Annotated in this window: 21 protein-coding genes; 3 read left to right on the forward strand and 18 right to left on the reverse strand. The window is 60.6% G+C overall.

Features of this window, described 5'->3' with window-relative positions:
* Window positions 1-31 precede the first annotated feature (31 nt).
* The 7 genes from fliE to AC4HNJ_RS07295 all read right to left on the reverse strand — a co-directional run bounded on the left by fliE (window position 32) and on the right by AC4HNJ_RS07295 (window position 6770).
* Entirely contained in the window at window positions 32-364 is a 333-nt protein-coding gene (gene fliE / locus AC4HNJ_RS07265; protein ID WP_490478882.1) for a flagellar hook-basal body complex protein FliE, read from the reverse strand.
* 36 nt (window positions 365-400) lie between these two features.
* On the reverse strand, window positions 401-1861 hold the full coding sequence (locus AC4HNJ_RS07270) for a sigma-54 interaction domain-containing protein (RefSeq protein ID WP_490478883.1): 1461 nt from the start codon (window positions 1859-1861) through the stop codon (window positions 401-403).
* 364 nt (window positions 1862-2225) lie between these two features.
* A complete protein-coding gene (locus AC4HNJ_RS07275; RefSeq protein ID WP_490478884.1) occupies window positions 2226-2813 on the reverse strand; it encodes a PilZ domain-containing protein in 588 nt (195 codons plus the stop codon).
* Window positions 2814-3151: 338 nt separating this feature from the next.
* Complete coding sequence (fliT, locus tag AC4HNJ_RS07280) at window positions 3152-3445, reverse strand: flagellar protein FliT (RefSeq protein ID WP_490478885.1); 294 nt, start codon at window positions 3443-3445, stop codon at window positions 3152-3154.
* 5 nt (window positions 3446-3450) lie between these two features.
* Window positions 3451-3879, reverse strand: coding sequence for a flagellar export chaperone FliS (gene fliS, locus AC4HNJ_RS07285; RefSeq protein WP_490478886.1), 429 nt, complete (start codon window positions 3877-3879; stop codon window positions 3451-3453).
* Between the two features lie 8 nt (window positions 3880-3887).
* Window positions 3888-5357 (reverse strand): flagellar filament capping protein FliD, encoded by a 1470-nt coding sequence (gene fliD, locus AC4HNJ_RS07290; RefSeq protein WP_490478887.1) that lies wholly within the window; start codon window positions 5355-5357, stop codon window positions 3888-3890.
* Between the two features lie 180 nt (window positions 5358-5537).
* Window positions 5538-6770 carry a flagellin N-terminal helical domain-containing protein gene (locus AC4HNJ_RS07295; protein WP_490478888.1) on the reverse strand — a complete coding sequence of 411 codons (1233 nt, stop codon included), beginning with the start codon at window positions 6768-6770 and terminating at the stop codon, window positions 5538-5540.
* A 486-nt stretch (window positions 6771-7256) separates the two neighbouring features.
* On the opposite strand from AC4HNJ_RS07295, the gene AC4HNJ_RS07300 reads away from it, so the two are divergent.
* The 3 genes from AC4HNJ_RS07300 to AC4HNJ_RS07310 all read left to right on the forward strand — a co-directional run bounded on the left by AC4HNJ_RS07300 (window position 7257) and on the right by AC4HNJ_RS07310 (window position 13203).
* A complete protein-coding gene (locus tag AC4HNJ_RS07300; RefSeq protein ID WP_490478889.1) occupies window positions 7257-12251 on the forward strand; it encodes a glycosyltransferase family 92 protein in 4995 nt (1664 codons plus the stop codon).
* A gap of 24 nt (window positions 12252-12275) precedes the next feature.
* Entirely contained in the window at window positions 12276-12515 is a 240-nt protein-coding gene (locus AC4HNJ_RS07305) for a GNAT family N-acetyltransferase (RefSeq protein WP_490478920.1), read from the forward strand.
* Window positions 12516-12744: 229 nt separating this feature from the next.
* On the forward strand, window positions 12745-13203 hold the full coding sequence (locus AC4HNJ_RS07310) for a hypothetical protein (protein WP_490478890.1): 459 nt from the start codon (window positions 12745-12747) through the stop codon (window positions 13201-13203).
* On the opposite strand, the gene AC4HNJ_RS07315 is transcribed toward AC4HNJ_RS07310, so the two are convergent.
* From AC4HNJ_RS07315 to AC4HNJ_RS07365, 11 genes are all read right to left on the reverse strand, one after another.
* On the reverse strand, window positions 13200-14981 hold the full coding sequence (locus tag AC4HNJ_RS07315) for a hypothetical protein (RefSeq protein WP_490478891.1): 1782 nt from the start codon (window positions 14979-14981) through the stop codon (window positions 13200-13202). The genes AC4HNJ_RS07310 and AC4HNJ_RS07315 overlap by 4 nt on opposite strands.
* A gap of 329 nt (window positions 14982-15310) precedes the next feature.
* The gene (locus tag AC4HNJ_RS07320) at window positions 15311-15979 is read right to left on the reverse strand and encodes a class I SAM-dependent methyltransferase (RefSeq protein WP_490478892.1); all 669 of its coding nucleotides are present in this window, start codon (window positions 15977-15979) and stop codon (window positions 15311-15313) included.
* 39 nt (window positions 15980-16018) lie between these two features.
* On the reverse strand, window positions 16019-17260 hold the full coding sequence (gene flgL / locus AC4HNJ_RS07325) for a flagellar hook-associated protein FlgL (protein ID WP_490478893.1): 1242 nt from the start codon (window positions 17258-17260) through the stop codon (window positions 16019-16021).
* Between the two features lie 33 nt (window positions 17261-17293).
* Window positions 17294-19189, reverse strand: coding sequence for a flagellar hook-associated protein FlgK (gene flgK, locus AC4HNJ_RS07330; RefSeq protein ID WP_490478894.1), 1896 nt, complete (start codon window positions 19187-19189; stop codon window positions 17294-17296).
* 163 nt (window positions 19190-19352) lie between these two features.
* On the reverse strand, window positions 19353-20312 hold the full coding sequence (gene flgJ, locus AC4HNJ_RS07335; protein ID WP_490478895.1) for a flagellar assembly peptidoglycan hydrolase FlgJ: 960 nt from the start codon (window positions 20310-20312) through the stop codon (window positions 19353-19355).
* A 10-nt stretch (window positions 20313-20322) separates the two neighbouring features.
* Window positions 20323-21417: a flagellar basal body P-ring protein FlgI gene (locus AC4HNJ_RS07340; RefSeq protein ID WP_490478896.1), complete on the reverse strand. Its 1095-nt coding sequence runs from the start codon at window positions 21415-21417 to the stop codon at window positions 20323-20325.
* A 95-nt stretch (window positions 21418-21512) separates the two neighbouring features.
* Window positions 21513-22208 (reverse strand): flagellar basal body L-ring protein FlgH, encoded by a 696-nt coding sequence (gene flgH / locus AC4HNJ_RS07345; RefSeq protein WP_490478897.1) that lies wholly within the window; start codon window positions 22206-22208, stop codon window positions 21513-21515.
* A 10-nt stretch (window positions 22209-22218) separates the two neighbouring features.
* Window positions 22219-23004, reverse strand: a complete 786-nt coding sequence (flgG, locus tag AC4HNJ_RS07350) for a flagellar basal-body rod protein FlgG (RefSeq protein WP_490478898.1) — start codon at window positions 23002-23004, stop codon at window positions 22219-22221.
* A gap of 104 nt (window positions 23005-23108) precedes the next feature.
* Window positions 23109-23849 (reverse strand): flagellar basal-body rod protein FlgF, encoded by a 741-nt coding sequence (gene flgF, locus AC4HNJ_RS07355; RefSeq protein ID WP_490478899.1) that lies wholly within the window; start codon window positions 23847-23849, stop codon window positions 23109-23111.
* Window positions 23850-23872: 23 nt separating this feature from the next.
* Complete coding sequence (gene flgE, locus AC4HNJ_RS07360) at window positions 23873-25102, reverse strand: flagellar hook protein FlgE (protein ID WP_490478900.1); 1230 nt, start codon at window positions 25100-25102, stop codon at window positions 23873-23875.
* 47 nt (window positions 25103-25149) lie between these two features.
* On the reverse strand, window positions 25150-25836 hold the full coding sequence (locus tag AC4HNJ_RS07365) for a flagellar hook assembly protein FlgD (RefSeq protein WP_490478901.1): 687 nt from the start codon (window positions 25834-25836) through the stop codon (window positions 25150-25152).
* Between the last annotated feature and the right edge of the window lies 1 nt (window position 25837).

The following is a 25837-nucleotide window of genomic DNA, read 5'->3' on the forward strand; positions in this document are numbered from 1 at the left end:
CCCGCTCCGGGGAGCGGGCGCAAGAGGCACGTCAAACCTGCATGTTCATGATCGTGGTGTATGCATCGACCAACTTGTTGCGCACTTCGACCAGACCACGGAAAGCGAGATCCGCCTTCTGTCCTGCAATCGACGTTTTCACGATGTCCGCGCCGGGATCGCCGCGCTCGAATGCCGTGACCTGTGCCTGCGCTTCGTTCTGCTGGGTGGCGACAGCCCCGATGGATTGCTTGAACAGCGCGCCAAAGTCGGTGCCGGCGCCGCTCGATGACGAAATCGGCGAAAGCGACGGCAGCGTGTCGGAAGCTTGCGCACTGAGTGCGCGCATCTGCGACAGCACACTGTTGACGTCAATCTGACTCATGTCGGTTTTCCAACGCTCGATGGGTTATGAAGTGCTTCAAGCAACCGCCGTGCCACTCTGCGGTGGCGCGTCGTTGGTCCGGCAGCAGGATTGCAGGCCGTATTTGCGCAGCTTTTCCACCAAGGTCGTGCGCTGCATGCGCAGCAGCTTCGCTGCATGCGCCACCACGCCGTCGGTGATGTCGAGTGCTTGACGGATCAGTCCCACTTCGATGTCGGCGAGATGGTCCTTCAGATCGACGCCGCCTTCGGGAAGCAGCACTTCCGTATCCAGCAGCGAGCGCGGCGCGGCCGGCGCGGTCTTGCTTTGCCCATCGAGCATGGCGCGCAGGATGCTGCCGCCGGCTTCGTCGATAGGCTGCATGCCGCGGTATTTTTCTGGCAGGTCGTTCGCGCGCACTTCCCCATTCGGATACAGAATGGCCAACCGCTCGACCAGGTTCGAAAGTTCGCGCACGTTGCCTGGCCAGGTGTGTTGACGCAGCGACTGAATGGCGCTGCTGCTGAAGCGGACGCTATGCAATCCGCGACGCTGCAGTCGCTGGTTGAATTCGCTGATCAGCTCCGGCATGTCTTCCAGGCGCTCGCGCAGCGACGGCATTTCCAGCGGGAACACACTGAGGCGATAGTAAAGGTCTTCGCGGAAGCGGCCTTCGGCGGTGGCCTGCTCCAGATTGCGGTGGGTGGCGGCGATGATACGCACGTCGCAGCGTTGCGTGCGGTTGCTGCCGACACGTTCATACATGCGTTCCTGCAATACGCGCAGCAACTTCACCTGCATCGGCAGACTCATGTCGCCGATTTCGTCGAGGAACAGCGTGCCGCCCTCGGCCATTTCGAAACGGCCCTTGCGCGTGCTGATGGCGCCGGTGAACGCACCCTTCTCGTGACCGAACAATTCACTTTCCAGCAACTCGGCCGGAATCGCGCCGCAATTGATGGCGACAAAACGTTTGTCTCGGCGCGGCGAGCAGTCGTGGATGGCACGTGCCACCATTTCCTTGCCGGTGCCGGATTCGCCCAGCACCAGCACACTGGAATCGAACGGCGATACTTGGCGGATCAGCGCATTGACGCGCCCCATCGCCGAGGAGCTTCCGACCAGGCGCAATGGCGCCGGCTGGCTGGCCGCGCGCAAGGTCGGTGCACGACGCACGGCTTCCGCCAGGCGTTCGTAGCGCAACGGAAAATCCAATACTTCGATCTGCGCGGCGTAGGCAGAGCCGGCCTTGGTCAATCGCTCAAGCTGCGGTGAATCGGAGCCGAGCAGCACCAGCAGCTGATCTGCCGGCACATCGAGCGAGGCCAGCACTTGCTCACACTGCGCATCATCGTCGATACCGCCAACGTAAACCGCGCGCCAGTCGTGCGCGATCGAATCTTTCGGCAACGATGCATCCCATCGCTGAGGAATGAATCCCATGAATTGCATGGCCGACGTCACGATGTCGGCGCGCGTGCCGTTGGGTTCGATGATGAGTACGTTGCTATTTGGCATGGGCGAGAGTCCTGCTGGGTTACTGCCACTGCTACGAACAACGCGATTCCCCGTCCGATGTCGAGTTGTCCCCTGTGCGCCAGCGATCCGTCGTGACACGTGGTGCAATCCAGCAAGAAGAACGCCAAAAAATTTGCGTCACATCGGTCTTGTGGCGCGCGTCGCGCGTTGTCCGTGACGGATTTCGCGCACGCAACCTCGACGGATTCACATCCGTCACCCGGCAAAGAAACCGTTTACATCAAGCATTTAGATCGATTAGGGCGAGCCGGCATCAACTGGATTCAGCCGCCAGAAAGACCTCATACATACGTATGCGCGGCAGAATTTCGGCGTGGATGGATGTTTCATGGCGTGATCGACATCACACTCTGTATTTGCCGCCCGACACGTTTTCCATCGCACCTATTAAACGGGCTTCTGCCACTTTTCGGCGATGGTGACAAAAAACGAAACGTTCCAACCCATCTTCGACCAGTTCGCTCACGTCACAAAAGTAAACGAAAGCCTGATCATCGTTCAGTGCACGTCCGAGACGCGCCGGCAACTCCAGCGGAAGCGCGCGGCAAGCATCGAAATGCAGGCGTATCAGTAAGTCATCCGCCTGGGGCAGCAGCTTGGCCGGCAGCGTCATTCCCACTGCATTGAGACTGACAGGCTGGCGTGCCGGCAGCACGGTTGCGGGAACGAGCAGGCGATCGATGACTTCCAGCAAGACGTTGATTTTGCTGTCCATCCGCTGCAGTTCCTGCATCAGCGGGCTATCGTCATCCCCGGCATTGTCACTCCGGCGCTCGTCCAGCGAAGCAACCGATCGCAAGACATGCAAGTTGCGCTCGTTCAGGCGCGCGATGTCGTCGGTGGTCGGATGGAACAGCTCCGCGGCGACATGCGGATGGCCCTGATAGGTCACCCGGTCCGAGAACGCCTGCCATCTTTCGTCGGCTTGCATGGACTCCCCTCCCTCGTGCCGATTTTCATGACGTTTTGCCCGCCATGGCGGTGATTATTCATGACACCTGCCACTTTTTACTCCCTCTCCCCGGGCCGGGATAAGAGCTCACGCCTGTCGGAGAGTTTCAATTGTCTTCGCACATGACCGATTCGCAAGCAAAACGGCCATGCCGTCGGGTGCGCGGGGCTGGCCTTGGACCGCACGATCATGCACTAGCATGCTCTTTGGGAAGCGCAAAACACGCCAAACAGCCCGACAATCGTGGAAGTAAAGAGGATCTCGCATTTCGCGGCAGCGCAGGGCATGCCAAGCGCAACGGATTTTGCGACGGCATCTCAGCCCGCTGCCGTTATGTACGTCCGCAGCGCCCGGTGGTTGTATTGGTGCTGGCTGAGCTGGTGCTCCATCGCTTGGCGGAAAGACTCGGCCCGTTCGAGCAGCATGCGGTTGTGTGCCTGCAGCGCAAGCAAGGTCTCGCGATGCTCGACGCCAAGTTCACCGTTCTGCACCGCTTGCAGATGCGTCTGGCGCTGGATATCGAGGTCACCGACCCGGCCCCACTGGTCGTGCGTCGCGGCCTCGACCATCTCCAAGGTCATCGCCAACGCGCGGTGCAGACTATCTGCCACGCTGTTCACTGCGCTGCCGCCTTGGTCTGGGCAAGTTCCGACAGATAGGTTCCGCGAATGGCATGCCAGGCTTCGCGAACCGGTGCAATGAGGCGCTCGCATTCGTCCAGCGCGCGCAGATCGTCGTTGAGCTGGGCATGCAGCAAGCGCCGGGTGATGTAGTCGTACAAGGCATCCAGCCGAGCGGTGAGCGTTGGCTCGACGGCATGGTCCAGGCTTTCGCGCAAGGCGTTGACGATGCCGATGGCCTTGGCAAACGTGGCGCCTTTGGCCGGAATGTCTTTGTGGATGATGTGACCGCGCGCCTGGCTGATGCGATCCACCAGGCCGTCCAACAGCATGGCCAACAGTTGATGGCGGTCGGCTCCTTCGACGCTGCCCTGCGCACGGGTCTGCGTGTAGAGTGAGCTTCCGTTTCGCGACATATAACTCATGACTCGTATCAGCTCTTGCTACTGCTGCTGGAGTTGTTGAGCGCCGCCAGCGATTGCGTGAGATAGGAACTGGTATTGTTGAGCGAGGTCATCAGAGCGCCCAGGTTGCTGTATTGCTGCACCAACTGCTTCTGGTACACCGCCATGCGCGCATTCAGCGCGCTTTGCTGCGTATTCAGATTGGTCACGTCGGTGTTGAGACTGTTGATGCGCGTCTGCAACACACCGGAACTGCTGTTGAAGTTGGTGACCAGCGAATTGAGCTGGGTGCCGATGCCGTTGGTGCCCGTGAAAAGCTGCTGCACCGTCGACGGATTATTGGACAGCGCATTCGCCAAAGTCTGCGAATTGAGCGTCATGGTGCCATCCGAATTGCGGGTAATGCCCAGGGTGGCCAGGTTGCCGATGCTATTGCCCGCGACCGAACTGCCCAGCACATTCGACAATTGCGTCTGGATGGATGTCAGCGTGGCATCGCCGAGCAGCACGCCGGCCTCCCCGGTGGTGCTGTCGTAACTGTCCAGCTGGCCTACTGTGCTGGCGTAGTTGTTGTACGCGGTCACGAAGTCGTTTACCGCGGTGGTGATCGGCGTGGTGTTCTGGGCCACCGTGAGCTGCGAGCTGCCGGTCGCCGTGAGATTCAGGGTAACGCCGGTCAATGCACCGCTCACATTGTTGGAAGCGCTGCTGACCGCAATGCCATCGATCGTCAGCTGCGCATCGCTGCCGGTCGTCGTCGGCGTATTGAGCGAATTCGCCAGCGAGGTGAGGCCGCTGCTGCTATCGCTGCTTGCGCTTACGGTGAACGCATTGGCGGCGCCGGTGCTGGTCGAGGTCAGCACGAGTTGATTGCCGTTCACGCCCGATACGATGGTGGCGGAAACGCCAGGATTATCGCTGGCGTTGTTGATGCTGGTGGCAATGGAAGAAAGTGTATCGGTGGACGACACCGACACATTCAGCGTCTTGCCGCCCACCGTGATGTTGAGCGTGCCGCTGCCCACCGCGGTGCCGCTGGCCTGGGCGGCACTGACACTTTTCTGCGCGGTGGCAAGCTGGGTGACATTAATGTCGTAGGTGCCCGCGGTGGCATCCGGCAAGGTGCTGGCGGTGCCCAGTGAAGTATTGGACAAGGTTCCGGTAAAGGTGTTGTAGGTCGTGCTCGAGGTCAGCTCGTTCAACGCAGACTGCAAGCCGCTCAAGGCTGTCTGCAGCGCGGTCAGGCCGGCGATCTGATTGTTGTCCTGCGTTTCCTGATTGGTGATTTGCGCCTGCGGACCCGCTTCTTGCGCATTCACCAACGCCTGGATGATCGAATTGACATCCAGCCCCGAGCCCAGGCCCAGCGAACTGAGAATGCCGGTACCGCTGATGCTGGCAGCACCGCTGCCGGATGTGCCCGTGGCACTCGACGAAGAACCGCTGATGGCGCTGGAGAGCGCGCTCGAATTGCTGCCGATGCTGGAAATGCTGCTCATGAAGGGGCTCTTCCCATCGTTGCCGGGCCACCAGGCCGCCGGCAAAGTTCACGCCTCGATCGTGGCTGCGAAAACTTTGCCCGCTTCCCGCGTGGGTATTCCGACGGCGCTTCGCCGTCGGAATACCGGTAAGCAAAATCCCGGCCATGGCATTGACGCCATGGCCGGTGCTACTACCTGTTACTGCAACAACTTCAGGATCTGCTGCGGCTGGGCATTGGCCGTGGCCAGCACCGAGATACCGGCTTGCTGCAACACCTGCGCCTGACTCAACTGCGCGGTGGTCGCCGCGAAATCGGTGTCCTGGATCGAGCTTTGCGAGGACGTCAGGTTGGTCTGCTGTGCGCTCAACGTCGCGATGGTCGACTGGAAGCGGTTCTGCACGGCACCCAGTGTGCTCGAGAAGTTGCTGACCGTGGTCAGCGCCGCATCGATACGCGAGATCAGCTGGTTGGCGTCGTCTACCGTCAAAACATCGCCGCCACTCAGCGAACCCGACGCGTTGATCACCGAGCCGTCGGTATATGTCACGCCGGTAGCCGCCAGGCCGGAAGCCGTCGAGCCCACACCGCTGGCGCCGAAAGCGAGCGCACCGTTGGTGAAGTCGAAGGTACCGCCCGAAGCACCCGTGAGTGCTGCACCGGACACTGCCAGCTCACCCGTGGAGTAGATGTTGATGCCGCCGCTGGCGTTGACCGCTGCGCTGACACCGTTGACGCCGGCCGCGTTGATCGCATCGGCCACGTCCTGGGCACTGGTCGCGGTGGAGCCGCTGAAGCTGTACGTCGTACCGTCCGCACCTTCGATGGTCAGGCCGCTCAGGCTGATCGACTGACCGGACACGCCGCTGGCATTGACGAACGCACCACTGATGTCGCCCGTGGAGATTTCCGAGATCTGACCGACCTGGCCGGCCGTGACGCCCTGGCCGAGCTGCACGTTGATGGACTGACCGACGTTCGCGCCAATCTGGAACGACAGACTGCTGGTCGAACCGTTCAACACGTTGGTGCCGTTGAACGTGGTCTGGTTGGCGATACGGGTGATTTCCGACAGGTACTGCTGCACCGAGGTGTTGATCGCAGCGCGGTCGGAAGCCTGATACGTACCGTTGGCGGCCTGCACCGCCAGATCGCGGATCGACTGCAGGTTGGAGGTGATCTGGCTCAACGCGGAGCCGGCCGTCTGCGCCAGGTTGATCGCGTCGCTGGCATTGGTGCTGGCTTGGCTGAGACCACCGATCTGGGTCTGGAAGCGTGTAGCGATGGCATAACCCGCTGCGTTATCGGCAGCGCTGTTGATCTTCAAACCCGAAGACAGGTCTTCGGTCGCAGTGCTCAGCTGGCTGGACGACTTGGTCAGATTGTTCTGCGCCTGCAGCGAAGCAATGTTGGTGTTTAGGATGAGTGACATGAAAGTCTCCTGGAACCGGATAAGTGGTACTCAAGCCGGCGGGGTCCGGTCACGTGCTGTGCCGACCGCCTCGGGAAGTTTTTCGGCGCACGCGCGCAATACTTGAGCACCCGGCGATAAATTTTTTCCTGCGCCGCCAAGGAGATGGATCGCAAAAGTGTGATGTATTCCGCTAAAGGTTTTGCCGTTCATGCCGAAGCGCGAGCCCATCACTACGTTGGATGCGACCTCTTATATAAGAGGTGCTCGTGCTTGCACTGACGTCATGCCTGCGCAAACGACTGGCCGGCGTCGGGCTATCCGCTTACCTCATGAACAAGCCGGATTCCTGCTTCTGCAGAAGAAACGGGCGCGCGGTCGGCGGCGCTGCACGTCCCGGTTGGCACCAACATTGCTGCTTACCTCGCATAGCCGGCGCGGAGACCCGGAAGTGTCGGAATTCTGACACCTGTATGCCGTGCCTCATCGAACATGCGAGGAAGACCGATGCGTTGCGTGCTTGCGATTTGCGCCATATTCAAGGACGAAGCGCCCTATCTGCGCGAGTGGGTCGAATTCCATCAGCTGATGGGTGTGGAGCGTTTTTACCTCTACAACAACAACAGCTCCGACCGTTATCTCGACGTGCTGCAGCCCCACCTCGCCTCCGGCACGGTAGTGCTGCACGAATGGCCGCAGCATCCGGCTCAACTGCAGGTGTATGAGCACTGCATCAAGACACACGGCAGCGAAACCGACTGGCTTGCCTTCATCGATATCGACGAATTTCTGTTTTCACCCAAGGCCAGGCTGCTGCCTGACGTCTTGGCCGATTACGCGGATCACCCCGGCGTAGGTGTCAATTGGGTGATGTTCGGCTCATCCGGACACAAGCAGAAACCGGCTGGCGGCGTCTTGGAAAACTATCTGCGCCGTGGGCCGCTGGAGGGCGGCGTGACATATCCGCATCCGGATGGCAGCCCTCGGCCGGAAAATGCACACATCAAGAGCATCGTGCAGCCGTCCAAAGTGATCGGGTGCAAGAACCCGCATTACATGCTCTATGCCAATAACGCCCACGCTGTAGACGAAAACGGGCAACCGATCCAGGGCGCCTTCACCCAAAAAGTCTCGGTGGAGTGCTTGCGCATCAATCATTACTGGAGCAAATCGGAAGAAGAATGTCGCTCCAAGTTCGCCAAAAGTCTGGCCGACAGCAACAGCCTGCGGGATTGGAGCGCCTTTCTCGAACACGAAGCGGTTCTCAACGACGTGCATGACGACGTCGTGCTCCGCGTGGTCGCGGAACTGGGCGTGCAGCCGGCCACCTGGCCGTTGGAGGCCTTTGTCCGCAATCAGGAAGGCGTGTGGCATTCGCCGTTGCGCGACCGTCCGGCGCACCAGGCCATCCATAGCACCGCCACGCAGCTTTATGAGCTGGTGCGCGAGACGTCCGACACAAGTCTCTACTCGGCACCCTTGGTAAGAGAAATCCACGGCCGCAGCAGCGCCTTGCATCTCTCGCCGCGGCGCGCCAATGCGCTGCATGCCTTCGATCCTGTCGGCCCCGACACCCGCGTGCTGGACATCGGCTGCGGTGGCGGCGCCATGACGCAGGCCTGGGCCGAACGCGGCTGTGCCGTGGATGCCGTGGAATTCGCCCCTCACTGGGCGCGGGTGGCCGCTACACGCTTACGCCATCATCCGCAGGTGCGCGTGTTCCAGGCCAGCTTGCGCGAACTGGCCTTGCAACCTGTTTACGACGTGGTGTCATTGACGTTCGCCGACGGCTATGCCGAAGCGTGGCCACGTGGTGGCGCACTGCGCGAGGCTATCGCCTTGGCCGCCGCCGCGTTGAAGCCTGATGGCACGCTGATGATCGCGACGCAAAATCGTCAGGCCTTCCATGGACAACCCGAGCTGCTGACACGCGCGCAGCTGGAATCTGCACTGCAGGGAGCAGGACTGGCGCATATCGACCTGCGCCTCGCGTTTCCCGATGCGCTGTTGCCGGAAGTGCTTATCGCCGCCGACGCCGCGCACGCCTCGCCGCGCTGGCGTCCGGACGATTTGATCGCGCAGCGCCCGTTGTTGCGCGATGCCGGCCAGGAAGCCACGCAATGGGACATGCATGCGGAATCCGGCACGCTTGCCGATTACGCACCCGGCCTGGTGCTGTTCGCGCGCCGCGACGGCGCCGTTTCGCGCCTGCGCGAAAACGTGGCGGCGCAGTGCTTCACCGACAACCGCGTGCCGGCGCTGAATACGGTGACCGATTACGTGCGGGAAGATGGCGACGTCCAAGTCGTTCCGCGTGCGATATCACCCCACTCGTCATGGAATGGTTCCGCCTTCGATCCGGTGCTGGAACCGCATGCACTGCCGCCGGGCCGTTCGCTGCTGGTGCTGCTACGCAAAGCGATTCATGCACAGCGTACCGACGTGCTGGTAGCCCTGCTGCGCAAATGGGGTGCCCTGGTCTATGCACAGGCCGACGATGAGGATCGGATTCCCGGGGAATGGCTGGACGCGCTGCCCGCGCATATTTATCTCGAAGCGGATGGCGATAGCCTGAGCTTCCACGGCGGCGAATGGTGCGCGCGGCAGCCGATCGAGAAGCAGATTCCGGTCTATGTCGGTCTATGGCAGATCGCCTACGAAAGCGGCCTCGAGTCCCTGCTGGGACTGGCCGCGCCTGTCGAGCGCGTCACCTGGCTCTGCAAACGGTTGCTGATCGATGCCTCAGCAGAGTGGATTGGGCATGGACGCAACATCAACGAAGCGTTTGCGCACGAGATCCATGAAGGCGATCTTTGGAACCGCACCGATCGTCACCTCAAGATCATCCCGGAGTGGCTCATTCCGCCACCGCCTTCCGACCTCTACAAGCAATGGCAGGCGCAGCAGCAATTGAGCGATATCGCCGTGACGCGTGCGATGGGCCGCATCGAAAAACTCGGGCCGCCGCCGCGTGTGCAGGTCATCGTGATCGATCGCGCCGACGATGCCGAGGCCATGCAAGCGACGCTGGAAAACCTGGAAGCGCAGCACTATCCGCATAGCCGCATCAGCGTCGTCAACGGCGATGTCACATTATGGGAACGGCTCAATGAGGAGATCGCCGCCAGCGACACCGATTGGGTGCAGCTGCTTTACGCGGGCGATCTGCTCCATCCCGCTGCGTTGTTGTTGCTCGCCGAGCGGGTTGCCACGCATCCGTATCTGCGCGCGGCCTACTACGATGAGGACGCGCACGCGCACGGCATGTTCGAGCATCCGATCTTCAAGCCCGATCTCAATCTCGACATGCTGCGCAGCTATCCGTACACGGGACGAGCCATCGCCTTCCAGCGGCAACGCTGCATGGAACTGGGCGGGTTGAACACGCGCTATGGCGACATGTCGTCGTATGAATTACTGTTCCGCTTGCTCGAAACGGATGGGCTGCAGTCCATCGGCCATATCGCGGAAGTGATGTATCGCGCCGCGTTGCCGTATACCCATTGGCTGGCATCGGAAAGCGTCAAGGCGCACAGCGCTGCGATCGTGGCGGACCACCTGACCCGTATCCGCGTGCCGCATCGGCTGGAGCCCGGCGCACTGCCCGGCTTCAATCGTGTCGTTTATCACCATGCGCGCCAGCCGCTGGTATCGATCATCGTGCCGACCAAGGACCAGCTGGCGATGCTCAACGGGCTGATCGACAGCCTGCTCTCCAAGACCAGCTATCTGAATTACGAACTGCTGATCGTCGACAACCATACGCAAGAACCCGCTGCCGTCGCCTATCTCGACGGTATCGAACGCTTGAACAGCACCCAGCTGCGCGTGCTCCGCTATCCGCATCCGTTCAATTATTCCGCCATCAACAACTTCGCCGCCGCGCAGGCACGCGGCGAATACCTGATCCTGCTCAACAACGACACCGCCGTGCTGCATGCCGACTGGATCGAAGCGCTGCTGCACCATGCGCAACGCCCTGAAGTCGGCATCGTCGGTGCGAAATTGCATTACCCCGATGGCCGCATCCAGCATGGCGGCGTGGTGCTCGGCCTGCGCGGCCCGGCCGATCATCCGTTCATCGGCCAGCCGATGGAATCAGACGGCTATATGCATCGCCTGCGCGTCGACCAGAACTACACTGCCGTCACCGCAGCGTGCCTGATGATCCGCAAATCGGTGTACGAGGAAGTCGGCGGCCTGGACGAACAGGCGTTCACGGTGTCCTACAACGACATCGACTTGTGCCTGAAGGTGCAGCAGGCCGGCTACCTCACGGTATGGACGCCTTACGCGCGCTTGATGCACGTCGGCAATGTCAGCCAGCGCAAGGTTGACAAGGCCTCGGCGGAAGCCAAAAAGCTGCGCTTCCAAGGCGAACAAAAGACGATGTATCGCAAGTGGATGCATCTCATCGCGCGCGACCCGGCCTACAGCGTGAATCTAAGCATCGAGGGCAACGGCTTCGAACTGGATCCGCTACGCAGCAAGGCGTGGCAACCCTTCGCCGCGCCGCTGCTTCCGCGCCTGTTCTGCGTTGCCGCCGATGGCCACGGTTGCGGACACTATCGCATCGTCCAGCCATTCAACTCGATGCAGCGCCAGGGCATGGCCGACGGCATGATCGCCGGCGTCCATCTCAACCCGGTGGCGATGGAGCGCTTCCAGCCGACGTCACTGGTTTTGCAGCGGCAGATAACCGATGCACAAATCAAGCTGCTGGAGAATTACCGCGACTTCTCGCAAGCGTTCAAGGTGTTCGAACTGGACGACCTGATCCAGCAGATCCCCGTAAAAAGCATGTTCCACGGCCTGATGCCCAAGGACGTCGTCAAATCACTTCGCCGCGCACTGTCCAACGTGGACCGTTTCGTCGTATCCACCGATACCCTGGCCGAGCAGTTCGAAGGCTTCCACTCCGATATCCGCGTGGTGCTCAATCGCCTGCCACCGCACTGGTGGAACGGCTTGAAGAACCAGCGCCGCGCAGGCCGCAAACCCCGCGTGGGCTGGGGCGGCGGCTCCAGCCATCGCGGCGACCTGGAGCTGATCGCCGATGTCGTGCGCGATCTGGCCGACGAAGTCGAATGGGTGTTCTTTGGCATGTGCCCTGACAAGTTGCGCCCCTATGTGCACGAATTCCACACTGGTGTCCCGATCGAGGAATACCCCAAGAAACTCGCTTCGCTCAATCTCGATCTGGCGCTCGCTCCACTGGAAGAAAACGCCTTCAACGAATGCAAGAGCAATCTGCGCCTTCTGGAATACGGCGCCTGCGGCTTCCCGGTGATCTGCACCGACATCGTCTGCTACCAGGATGACCTGCCGGTAACGCGCGTAAAGAACCGCTACAAGGACTGGACCAGCGCCATCCGCATGCATGTGGAAGACCTGGACGCCACGGCGAAGATGGGAGATGCGTTGCAGGAGACCGTACTCAAGGATTGGATGTTGGAGGGTGAGAAGCTGGTTGCCTGGCGAGATGCGTGGCTGCCTCATTGAGGCCTGTTTACGCTTTCGCCTAGCCTGCTTGTCGACCCGAAAGCGCGAGGACTCGGCGTCGGCAAGCGCCTGGTCGATGGCTGCATCGCCTTCGCGGAGAACGCGGGCTACGCAAAGATGATGCTGTGGACCAATGACACGCTTGTTGCGGCCCGTCGTCTCTACCAGTCAGCAGGTTTTTCGCTGGTATCGGAGGAACCGCACCATAGCTTTGGGCATGACCTGGTGGGCCAGATATGGGCGCGGCCGCTCACGACCGTTTGAATGATCCGACTATGCCGGACGGGCATCAATGCACCGTTTTGCTGGACGATGAGCAACAGTTGTTGCCAAAATGTGTAAATGGCGTGAAAAAAACTACTCGGATGAGTTTGTATTAAATCAGTCAGCACGGACAAAGATTTCTTCCGTATCGCCTACGCCCTTCCCTGCTAAATTCCGTTCACCCGGTAGGCGGTCTACCGGCTTACACATCACACAAGAGGGGAAGCCCATGTCACGTGTTCAAGGAGTCCGCAGTGTACTGCTCGCTGGTTCTGTCGTCCTTGGCTTATCATCCACGGCCTTTGCGCAGACTTCGACGCCTGCCACGGGCCTGGGACAGTCCTGGCCAAATGCGGCAGATGTCAGCACAAATCCCAATTGGCACGTCTACGTATTTGTGCTCAACGGGATCAAGTATGTGCAGATCAACGATCTGAACGGCACCGTGCACGCTGCGGTAGCAACAGCTGCCGGCACCGTGGTGGTGCTACCGATCGGTATTGATTCGCAAGATGTCCGGACGTCACATTCGAGAACTTCGTCGGTCGCGCAAATGGTCTACAACGACGGCGCGACTGTCATTACCGCAAGTCCGCAGAGCAACGGGACAACGCAGTTCCTGATACAGGATACGTGCACTAATCCCTACAGTTGCTCAGCGGCTGCCAGTTCGTTAGGAACTAATTAGCTCACCCACAAACGCAGGGGTGCGGAAGCTCTTACTTTCTGCACCTCTGCGACGTTGCTATGGAGAAGGGCGGTAACCATCATCCTTTCAGACGTTGAACGCACATGTAACTCGCCACCGAATACCCTGACGTGCGTTCGCATCTCGTCCGCGCCAATGAGATTGGTTCCAAGCTTCGTTGCAAGATCGCGCCAGTGTTCCCTGAAATAGACAGCGCTCGCGACTTGATTGTGGTCCAACTCTCCTTCTACGCGGATAACCACCCAACGCCGGCCATGAGTTTTCCCGGCGCGCACGCGAAGCAAGACTCGCGAACATAACCGTTGCGAGCAGATATGGACAATAGCCTCGCATGCCACCCGATAGATGAGAGAATGAATGGCCGAGTCGAGCCACAAGAAGCCTCGTCCACTTATCTCGCACCGATAACCCATCCCAGACTCATCCAGCGTGCGAGCAATGGTCTCGTTGAGCGCGGCGGGTAGTCCTCGGTCCCGCCATGCCGAGGGATGCAAGCTTTCCGCCAAGCGATAAATCTGTTCTTGCGCCCTGACGGCCTGCTTGTAGAAACCATGCGTTTCGATGTTCGGAATAATCCGTCGCATGTGATCAAGCACTTGTGCGGAAGTGATGTGCAATGTGCCCGCCACAAATTCCAGTCGTTCGGCTGCGCGCCTCATTCGACGCTCGCTGAGAACGAGGTTCTCCCTTGTCAATTTGTGCGCTTCCTCGGCTATTTCGCGCTCGCGTTCGTCACGTAGGTCCTGAACAGTAATTTTCGCCCCTAACGCATAAAGCCCACTGACGGCGACGCACAGTACGGCCATCACCTCGACAACGCTTCGGGTGGGTAGATCAGGCTGTAAAGCCCCAACGCAAATAATGACTGTTGTACCCGCTAGAGCCGCCGCACGCCAGCCATGCTTCGCGGTCAACCACGCCGCCGGAATAAGCATCGACAATTCGAACACTTCCGCCTGCGCTGCATCTAACTTCGCAGTCATGATCGTAATGAGCAGAATCATGGGCACAGCAATGCCAAGCGCATCTACGAGAAGCTTGCCTGACCAACGGCGCTTGAGCTGATCCTTCAAACGACCTTTGTGGTAATCGAGTCGAGCAATAAGCGCCCAAGGCACAAGCGTAAGAAGCCCAGCATAGTTACCGGTCAAATATCCCGCGGCCAGCATTGCGGTGGGGCGGAATGGACCTTCTTCGATGTGGGGAACGGCAGATATCAGCGCATAGCTGTAAGTGCTAAGCACCACCGACACCAGCAAAAGACAAACCAACAGGGTTTTGATGTTGACGAGACGTTTGCCTGGAAAGATGCACAACTGATCCCGACACAACCACACAATGGGCATGACGAGCAGGATCTCTGGAATCATGCGAATGCCTACCCATGTAGGTCCAAAGCTACTCAGGCACTGCCAAGCCTCATAGCTATTGGGAATGGCCTCGCCGATGAACAATGCGCCCCAGTATCTATAAGGGCACAACAGAAGACAGATAACTTGAAGACCCGCGTAGAGGTGCCAATGCGCTGGTGCCGAGCTAATGGAATGAATCGCAAAAAATGCCAGCGCGTAACCGACACAAACCGCCAGTTGTATTAGCCATTCCCTTCCCCCTAATCGCTTCCCCATGCTCCGTGCCCCTTTTTGCGAGATGTGGTGACGCTTTTTGATGCTTCCCAATCCAACCGCCCATAACACCGGCAGTTTGTCTAATTTTTGAATGGACCGCGTGAAGTAGCTGTGTAAGACAACCCGCAAGAAAGTGCGACACTCCCTCGGTCTAACCACATAACCTGTCTACCCGCCCTCAATTCATCAGGAAGGTTATCGGCTCAGAAGAACCTCGGGAACGAGATTATTCTGAAATCTGGATTTGCGTGAGCCCGGTTTTGCGGTACGCAAACGCAGCCACCGTATCTGCACGGGCTATCGGTAGTCGATTGGCCGCTTTGGTGGAGCCGCCTATCTTCGATGTCTACCTGCAACTACTAACAGGAGAGAGAAAAAAGCAGGATCTTTGCATCCGGTAGTGCTTCTACCGATTCCTGTAAGCCGATAGACACATTTATGGTCATCGGATTTACCACTTAAACCGGCACCGCCTTCACCACAAACTGGAAGACATTCGCGTCCTGCACGGCTCTTTCCGGATCGCCACCGGCCGCTTGCGCCATTGCCCGGATATGCGGCGCAAACTGATCGATGCCGGGATGGTTGAGCATGCGCGTAATGCCTGTGGCAATGCCAAAGCCCGCGCGCTGGAACATTTCCAGCATGGTCTCGCGGGTGAACCAGCGCAGATGGGTACGATCGAGCAGGCCGGCGGGCTCGTAGCGAAAGTCGCCACGGCTCAGGCGTGCCTGAATACTCCAGTGCTGCACGTTGGGTATGCAGGCCAGCAGACAGCCGCCGGCCGGCATGATTTCCCGCAAGTTGGACAACACCTGCCAGGGATCACGCAGATGCTCCAGCACGTCCGCGAAGACCCAGCAATCGGCATGGAAGCGGTCGCGCAGGAAATCCTTCTCCTGCATTTCGATGTCGAACGAAAGCACTTCGTCGCAATGCTCGGCGGCCAGTTCGGTGTATTCGGGCACGATGTCGACGCCCACGTAATGCACCGATGGATTGAGCTTCTTGTATTCGCGCGCCAATGCACCAGAGCTGCAGCCGATCTCGACGATCCGGCGGCGGTCGAGCGGCATCAAGTTGAGCACGTCCTGATTATGAATGTGATGGACAGGTGTTTGTTGCATGATGCCAAGACTCCGGATGAAGCAACCCCGCGCAATGCGCTATTGCAGGTAATTGAACAGGCTGGTGCCCTGGACTTTCGCGAACACCTGCTGCGAAGCCTGTAGCGCCGTGGATTGCAAGCTGAGATTGCTGATGGCGGTGGCCATGTCGACGTTCTGCACGTCGGTGAGCGCGGTCTGATACGTGACGTTGAGGTCGGAGTAACTGCTGCTCTGCTGCTGCAGCGTATCGATGCGGCTGCCTACCGACACTTGCGTGGTGGAGACGGCATTCATCGCCTGGTTGAGCGATTCAAGCTGGCGATTCAGCGTATTGTTGATGGATGCCGTGCTGCCGCCGCTCTGCAACGCCGCGATCATGTTATTGAGCGTGGTGAAAACATCTTGCGTATTGGATGACGTGTCCGATTGCACACTCACCGTATCACCCGCGGAGGGCGTGCCGCTGAGGGTGATCGAGGCGCCATCGAAACTGATGCTGCCGCCGTCCGTATAGGTGCCGGTGATCGGATTGCCGCTGCTATCGGTCACCGGGTTGCCGGAGGCATCGGTCACGGTATAAGTGCCGTTGGCGCCGAAGGTGATGGTGTCGTTGATCGGACCTGAAGCCGTAGCCGCACTCCATGCACTGGCGTCAGTCACGCTGTTGGAACCTACGACCAGCGTACCGGTATTGCTGCTGCCGGCGCTGGCGACGAACGAACCGTTGCCGACCGGCAGATTCATGAAAATCGAGGCGCCTGGATCGCTGTTGGCGACTTGCAGGCCCGAGCCGATCGAGGTGAACGCCTGTTGATTGTTGCCGGCATACGTCACTGCGCCGGTGCTGTCGTTGCTGACGAAGGGCGTGGTCGTGGTGCTGGTGCCGGCAAACAATGCCTGGCCATTTGCATCGGTGGTGTTGGCCAGCTGCACGAGCTGGTCGCGGTATTGCGTCAGCTGGGTCGCCATGTTGCTGAGGTCGCTGGACGACAGGGAACTGTTGATCGCGCCGAGGGCGATGTCGTTCACGCTGCTCAGCAGGTTGCTGACGGAATCAAGTGTGTTCGACTCCGTCGAAAGACGCGTGTTGGCGCTGTTGATGTTGGTGGTGTACGTGCTGTTTTCCGCAAGGATGTGGTTGAGACTCACGATCTGGGCGGCGCCCACCGGGTTATCGGATGCCACGTTGATGGCATAGCCGGTACTGACTTCGTTTTCGGTCTGGCTCAACGCGCTCTGCTGATTGAGCATGGTGTTGAGCGACTGCTGGTACATCCAAGCGGTGGATATGCGCATCATGACGAAAGCCTGCTATGAGAGCCTGTTCAAGTCTTAGCCGTCCTGAAGGGCGGTAATCAGATTGGTGAAAAGCTGCTCGGCGGTGGAAATGACCTGCGCCGAAGCCTGGTACGCCTGCTGGTACTGCACGAGATTGGCCGCCTCCTGGTTCAAGTTCACCCCGCCGAGGCTTTGCTGGTTGCTCGCTGCCTGGTTGTACAAGTCAGTCTGCGTGGTCAGATCCGCGCTGGCCTGGCTGCCGGCGTCACCGATCTGCGTGGTGAGATTGGCGTAACTGTCCACGACCGAGGTCTTGCCGCCATCGAGCACACCTTGGTCGGCCAGGCCCGCAAGCGCCTGCGCATTGCTGGTGTCGTTGAGGCCATTGGTATTCGCGGCGACCGTGAACGTATCGCCACTCGCCGGTGTGCCACTCAGGTTCAGGCTCCAACCGTCGGCCGTGATCGGCTGCCCGGAGGTATAGGTGCCGGTGGTGGTGTTTCCCGCACCGTCCGTGATGGTGTAGCTACCGCCTGCGCCGAAGGTGATGGTGGCGCCGGAAAGCAGGTTGCTGTTGGTAGCGTCGCTGACGCCGATCGAACTGACCTGGCCCGAGCCGGTATTGGACGTACCTGCTGTGGCGGTCAGCGCCGCGGCGGCAGCGATGCCGCTCGGATCGGTCAGGCTTACCGACAACGATGTGGAGGCGTTGCGCGTGGGTTCGATCTCGTAGCTATCGCCCGTCTGTGCGGTGCCGGACACGTTGAACGTGAGGCCGGCGGCGGAGAGCGAGCCATCCGGATTCGCCGTAAGCGCAACGCTCTGGCCGCCGGTCGTGGTCAGGGTCCAGCCGTTCGTGCCAGTGCCCGAACCGGTGTAGCGCAGGATGTAGTCGGATGAGGTGAGTTGCGACACGTCACTGACCGAGGCACTGACCGTCGCGCCACCGCTGGAGTTTTTGCTCGATGGCAGCACCGTCGGCGACCCGACGCTGAAAATCGGCTGCCCTTGCTTGCCGTTCGCATCGAGTCCCTGCGCCTGCAGGCCGTTGACGCTGGACGCCAGCGCAATGGCCGATTGGCCGAGCGCATTCTGCGCCGGCTCCAGCACATTGTTGCGGTAGTTGATCAAGGCGCCGAGCGAGCCGCCGCTTACCTGCGAGGTAATGTCGTTGCCGGAACTGTCGAACACATCCGTGCTGGACGGATCGTATGGATTGGAACCCGACGACAGCGCGTAGGACTGCGTGCCGCTGACCAGGGTGCCGCCGGCCGAGGTATACACGCTGATCGATCCATCGCTGGCCGTCGAGGCAGAGATACCGGTGAGTCCGGACAATTGCTGCACGAGATTGTCGCGTTGATCGAGCAAGGCATTCGGATTGCCATTGGCCCCGGCCTGGGCAATCTCGCCATTGAGCGAGGCGATCTGCGAGGTCAGGGTATTGATGCTGTCGACCGTGTTGCCGATCTGCTGATTGACCTGCGTCGACTGCTGGCCGAGCTGCTGGCCCAGTGTATTGAACACGCTGGTGAGCGACGAGGCGTCGCCCAACGCGGCTTGGCGCACCGACGATGAACTGGGCGAACTGACGATGTCGCTGAAGCTGCTGTAGAAATTATCCAGCGCGGTCTGCAGATTGCCGCTGTTGCTGAGCAAGCTATTGAGCGTGCTGGTGAGGTTATTGGTCGTGGTGGCGCCCTGCAGGCTGCTGTTACTGCTCCATAGGGCCGTGGTGAGGTACTGGCTGTACGCACGCTGCACGGACAGCACGTCGACGCCGCTGCCCACCGTGTAGCGGCTGTTGCCCAGCGTGACGGTTTCCGCCTGCACCACGCTTTCCTCGCTGTAGCCGCTGGTGCTGGCATTGGCGATGTTGTTGCTGACCGTGCTCAGCGCAATCTGGGCGGCATTCAACCCAGAAATACCGATGTTGAGCATGCTGGACATGAAGCGGTTCCTTAAATGGGCGAGCCGATATCAATACGTACGCAGAGTGGTCGGGCGGGGCGATGCGCACGAACCCCTGCGCACGATTCAGCAGCCCCCGCCCGGCCCTCTCCGGCGTGCAGGGAAAGGCGTAATACGGCACCGCGGAGCAGAGACATCTCGTTCATAAATTCGGCACTCCCACTGTTTTCTTGAGCGCGTCCAATGCCTGCTGCATCACACTACTGTGGGCAATGGCCGCCACCTTGCCCGCATAAGACGGGTCGGTGGCATAGCCGCCTTCAACCAGGGCACGGGCATAGCCGAGCACGTCGTCGCCACGTCCGCGTGCCTGGGCATAGCGGGGATCCTTGCTGATCAGGTCGGCATAGTCGGCCAGCGAATCCGCGGTGGATCGGTAGGAACGGAATTGCGCTTGCTTGCGTACCGCGATGCCGTCTTCGTATTCCACGGTCGGCACGGTCACGCGCCCGCCGTTCCAGCTGCCGCCGGCCTTGATGCCAAACAAATTGAAACTGCTGCTGCCGTCGGCATGCGTGGGCATGCGCTTGCCCCACTGCGTTTCCAGCGCGGCCTGCGCCAGCACGGTGCGCAGCGACAGGCCCAGTTCCTTGGCGACGATGCTGGCTTGCGGCGCCAGCTCGCGCACGAATGTTTCCGCATCCGCCGGCAACCAGGCGGCCAAGGCCCGACCGGCGGAACGGGTGGCATCGTCCACGTCGTACAGACGCTGGCGCCAGTCGTCGGTCATGCCCGTGGTGGCGGGGTCCACCACGCCCGGCTTGCCAGCGTCGCTTTGTGCGCCGTGATGTCCGCCGAGCTGGCGCACCAGCAATTCGGCAATACCCAGGCCCTTGCCGTGTTGCGAGAGATTCAACGACAACTGTTGATCGTACATGTCCTGCCATGCATCGCCGGCCTGACTCTCGAACAGCGGATCGCCGAAGTTCGCCTCGCGCATCGACTTGAGCAGCATCTCGGTGAACATCGATTCGAATTGCCGGGCAACCGCCGGCAACGCGGCGCTGCTGTCGGTCTCGGCTTGATGACGCAGCGCGCCGAACCCGGACAGATCCGTCCAGGTACTTAGCGTCTGCGCAGCAACGTTGCCGAGATCAGCCATCAGTGCGCCCTCATATCACGACCAGGTCCGCATGCAAGGCACCGGCCTGTTTCAACGCTTCAAGAATCGAAATCAGATCGGTCGGTGTTGCGCCAACCTGATTCACCGCGCGCACGATCGCGTCCAGGCTCACGCCCGGTCCGAACTTGAACATGTGCGCGCCTTGCTGCGAGATCGATACCGAACTGTTCGGCACCACCGTCGTCTGGCCATTGCTGAAGGGCCCGGGCTGGCTGACCTGCGGCTGTTCGGTGATGGTGACTTCAATGGAGCCATGCGCCACGGCCGCCGCGGTCACGCGCACATCCGAGCCGATCACGACCGTACCGGTACGCGAATTGACGATGACGCGCGCGGGTGCGTCGCCCGGTGCGACGTCCATCGATTCGATCGCGCCCAGCCACGCTACTTTCTGGTTCGGGTCGATCGGTCCGCGCACGGCGACCGAACCGCCATCCAGCGCGCGTGCCGTACCTGCCCCGTAGAGATGATTGATCGCTTCGACAATGCGGTTGGCCGTGACGTAATCGGCGGTATCGAGATTCAGCACGATGTCGCCGGTGCGCGAGAACGAATTGGGCACGGTGCGTTCGACCGATGCGCCGTTCGGTATGCGTCCGCTCGCGGAGACGTTGATCTGCACGCTGGAGCCACTGCGGCCCGATGCGCTGACGCCACCTACCACGACGCTGCCCTGCGCTATCGCATAGACGTTTCCATCCGCGCCGCGCAGGGGTGACATCAGCAGTTCGCCGCCGCGCAGACTCTTGGCGTTGCCGATCGATGCCACGGTGACGTCGATGGTTTCACCGGGCTTGGCGAACGGCGGCAATTGCGCGGTGATGGTGACCGCCGCCACGTCTTTCAGCTGGGGCTGGATGCCGGTCGTCGGCATCGACACGCCAAACTGCTTGAGCATGTTTTCCAGGCTTTGCGTGGTGAACGGTGCCTGCGTGGTCTGGTCGCCGGTGCCGTCAAGACCCACCACCAAGCCGTAACCAACCAGCTGGTTGCTGCGCACGCCGGCGACTTGTACGAGGTCGCGGATTTTGTCGGCATGCGAAACGCCGGGCAGCAGGGCCACGCCCACGACAAGCAACGCCATGCCTCTCGCAAGCTTGCGCGAAAGCCACTGCTTGTCTTGCATGCAGGAGAGGGAAAGGAGCGGCCTGAGGCGAGTGCCAAACCTGTGCGCGCGCATCAGAATGGCATCCACTTCGAATTGAAGAACTTCGCCAACCATCCCTGCGTGTTCACTTCGTTCAAGGTGCCGCGACCGGTGTAGGTAATGTTTGCATCGGCCACACGGGTGGAATCGACCGAGTTGTCCTGCGCGATATCCTCGGGACGCACGATGCCGGAGATACGAATCAGCTCCTGGCCCTGGTTGATCGTCAGCCACTTTTCGCCGCGCACCAGCAGATTGCCGTTGGACAGGCGCCTGGCCACGGTGACGGTGAGCTGGCCGCTGAGCTGATTGCTCTGCGTGCTGCTGCCGGCGCCGTCGAAACTGTTGGCGGTATTGAGCGCGGAATCGGCCGTCTGGCCGGCAATCCGCAGCGACTGGCCGAGGATCTGCGGCGCACCGACGTTGACCTTGTCGCTCTTGCTGGTCGTGGTTTCGGATTTCTTGCTCGCCTGCATCGCTTCGACCAGGTTGATGGTCAGGATGTCACCGACGCGGTGGGCACGCGCGTCATTGAACAGCTCCATGTTCTGCATGTCGTGATAGATAGAGCCGTCCGGCGGCGGCGGCGAAGTGTCTTCGACCGGCGCGGTGGCGGCCCACTTTGCATCGTCCTGCCGCTGGTGCTCCTGGATGGAGCCGCAGCCGGCAAGCACTGCGATGAGCAGTGCAGCGGAAGCGATGCGTAACAGCACAGATGGATAAGCCATACATCACCCATCAAGTCTTATTGATGACGAACTGCAACATGTCGTCCACGGCACTGATCGACTTGGAGTTCATCTCATACGTGCGCTGGGCTTCGATCATGTTGACCATTTCTTCCACCACATTGGTGTTGGACGATTCCAGCGAACCCTGTTGGAGCGTGCCCATGCCGTTGACACCGGGCTGGCCGGTCTGCGCGGTGCCGCTGGACTGGGTTTCGAGATAGAGGTTCTGGCCCATCGCCTGCAGGCCGGCAGGATTCACGAACGTGGCCAGCTGCACCGTGCCGATCTGCGTGGAGGCAGTGGAACCGTTGCTGGTCACACTGACGGTGCCATCGGTGCCGATGGTGATGCTGTTGACGTTGGCCGGCAGCGTGATCGATGGCACCAGCGGATAGCCGTCGGCGGTCACGACCTGTCCGTTCTGGTCTTCATGCAGCGAACCGTCGCGCGTGTAGGCGATGGTGCCATCGGGCATGCTCACTTGCAGGAAACCGTTGCCCTGGATGGCGACGTCCAACGAGTTGCCGGTCTGCGTGATCGCGCCCTGCGTGAACAGTTTTTCGCTGCCCACCACTTTGACGCCGGTGCCCAGCAGCAAGCCGGAAGGCGATTCGGTCTGCTGCGTCGTCTGGCTGCCCGGCTGGCCTTCGTTCTGGTACATCAGGTCCTGGAACGAAGCACGCGAGGCCTTGAAGCCGGTGGTGCTGGCGTTCGCCAGGTTGTTGGAAATCACGTCCATCTCGGTCTGCTGCGCATCCAGACCGGTTTTAGCAATCCATAAGGAAGAAAACATGGGTTAGCTCCAGATGCTTTGTGTTACGCGATGCATGGCAATCACCGCAGGGCCGATGTCGCTCGCCAGTAACTGTGCAAATCGCAGTGTCATCGCGGCCGTCCTCAACTGTTCTGCAGCAGCTTGCTGCTGTCGTCCGCGTCGTCTTCAGCGGTCTTGATCGAACGCACTTGCATTTCGTACTGCCGCGACAACGAGATCATCTTCACCAGCTCGGAAGACGGATTGACGTTGCTGGCTTCCAGTGCGCCCGAGGTCAGCGTGACGGTGGGATCGACGTCGGGCGTGCTGCCGTCGTTCATGTGCATCAGGCCATCGGATCCCTCGGACATCTGCGTGGGATCCGGATTGACCAGCTTGATCTGGCCGACCGCAGCCAGCGTGTCCGGCCCTTCTCCCATCGGCACCGTGGAAATGGTGCCGTCACTGCCGATGCTGATCTTGGCGCTGTCGGGAATATTGATCGGGCCGCTCGCGCCCATGACCGGATCGCCGCGTTCGTCGGTGAGCGTGCCATCGGGACCCAGCTGCAGATTTCCTGCACGCGTGTAGGCTTCGGTGCCATCCGGCGCCTGCACGGCGATCCAGCCCGGGCCGTTCACAGCGACATCAAGCGAACGGCCGGTATGCTGGACAGCGCCCTGGGTCGTGTCCTGACCGATGCCTTGCGCGACCGCATTGATGCGCGTGGCCGCGCCGGGCCCGAGTACGGGCACGCTTTGGAACGCGCTGAGCTCGCTCTTGAATCCCACCGTGGATGCGTTGGCCAGATTGTGGCTGACGGCATCCTGCGCCCGCATCGTCTGCGTGGCGCCGGTCATCGCGATGTAGACAGAACGATCCATGCTTCAGGGCCCGGTTATCACGCTTAGCCGCCGCGACTGACGGCCTGGAACAGCGTCTGCGAGAGCGAATTCACCGTGCCGAGCATTTGCGAATTCGCTTCGTAGTCCTGCTGCGCCTGGATCATGTTGACGAGCTGCGCCGTGGTGTCGGAGGTGTTGGACGTTTCCAGCTGCCCCTGTTCGATGTCGCCGTACTGACCTGTGCTGGCAGCACCCAGCACCGCCGTACCCGACGATTGCGACGCCACCCAGCGGTTGTTGCCGATCTGCTGCAAGCCTTGCAGGTTGGCAAAGTTGGCGACGGCGATCTGGCCGAGCTGGCTGGTCTGGTTGTTGGAGTAGACCGCCGTCACGATGCCGTCGGTACCGATCTCCACGTTCTCCAGCACGCCGGCCTGATAGCCATTCTGATTAATCGTGCCGGGCGCATACGCCGTGCCGAACTGCGTGGTGTTGGTCACGTTGACGGTCATATTGGCCGGGAACGTGGCGCCATTGGTCGGCTGCGCGGGCGTAAAACTGAGGTTGCCATTCGCCGGCGTCACCAGCGTGCCGGCACTGTTGAACGTCAGTGCCGCGGTGCCGGCGCTATTGCCGTCGATATACAGGTTTGCGTTCCAGGTGTTGTTGCCGGTCTTGACGTAATACACGGTGGCGTTGTGCGAACCGCCCTGCGAGTCGTAGACCGTGAACGACGATGCATCGTTGTAGGTGGTGTTGTCGCTCGGATTGAACGGCGTGTTCGTGGGCAACGCATCGCTGGCCGGGAGATTGGAGCTGATGGTGATCGTGCTGGTCGGCGTCGCGGCGCTTTGCGCGGTATTCAACTGCAGATTGGTAAGCGTGCTGGTATTGAAGCCGCCGCTGGCATTGGGTGGGTACACCTGCAAGTAGGCGCCATCCTGGGTGACTACATTGCCTGCGTTGTCTTCATGGAACGCACCGTCGCGGGTGTACTGATCGCCGGAGCCATTGTTCACGACGAAGAAACCATTGCCGCTGAGCGCCATATCCAGGCTGCCGTTGGTGGTTTCCAGGTCGCCCTGCGAGAATTGCTGCGCCACGTCGGTCAGCTCGGCACCGCTGCCTACCGCGACTGAGCTGAGATTCAAACCCGTCACCGCGTACACCTGGGCGAACTCCGCCGTCGAACCCTTGAAGCCGACGGTGCCTGCGTTAGCGATGTTGTTGGAAATGACGTTCAAATCGGCCTGGGCCGCGTTGATGCCACTGAGCGCCTGATTGAGAGCCATGCTTTTATTCCTCTCCGGATGATGACGACGCGCGGTCGATGATGTCGTCAGTTGATCTGTGCAACCTGGCTCAGCGGCACGCCGCCGATACCCGCCACTTGCAAATACGTGCCGGTGCTGCTGCCGCCGTAGCCGACACCGGTCACCGAACCGGCTACGTAAGTTGAAAGCGCGGCCGTATTGCCGCCGTTGTTTGCTGAAATCGTGTAGGTGCCGTTGGCGACGGCTTTGCCGCTGCTGTCCGTACCGTTCCAGGTGAATGGGGATAACCCCGGCTGCTGCGTGCCGAGATCGATGGTGTTGACGGTGTTGCCGTTGCTGTCCTTGATGGTGACGACCACGTCGCCGGCGTTACTGACATTCACACCGCCGCCCACCGAGCTGCCGCTGTAAGTGAGCGTGGTCGACGGCACCAAGACCTGACGGCCAACCAGGCTTGCCGAACCGAGCACCTGCGATGTCTGCATGCCGGCGCCGATGTTGCTGCCCAAGCTCTGTACGTTGGTGTCGATGTCCTGCAGCGCGCCGAGCTGCGCGAACTGCGCCATCTCGGAGGCCATCTGCGAGCTGTCCATCGGCTGGGTCGGATCCTGCGCGGTGAGCTGGGTGGTGAGCAGCTGCAGGAAATCCGACTGCGTCATGATCGAACCGGTCGGCGTACTGGTCACCGTGCTGCCGGTGAGGCTGAGACCGGAGGCGGAATAGTTGTTGGTGCTGCCATTGACGGCGGACATG

Source organism: Dyella sp. SYSU CM1112 (genome assembly GCF_058216415.1).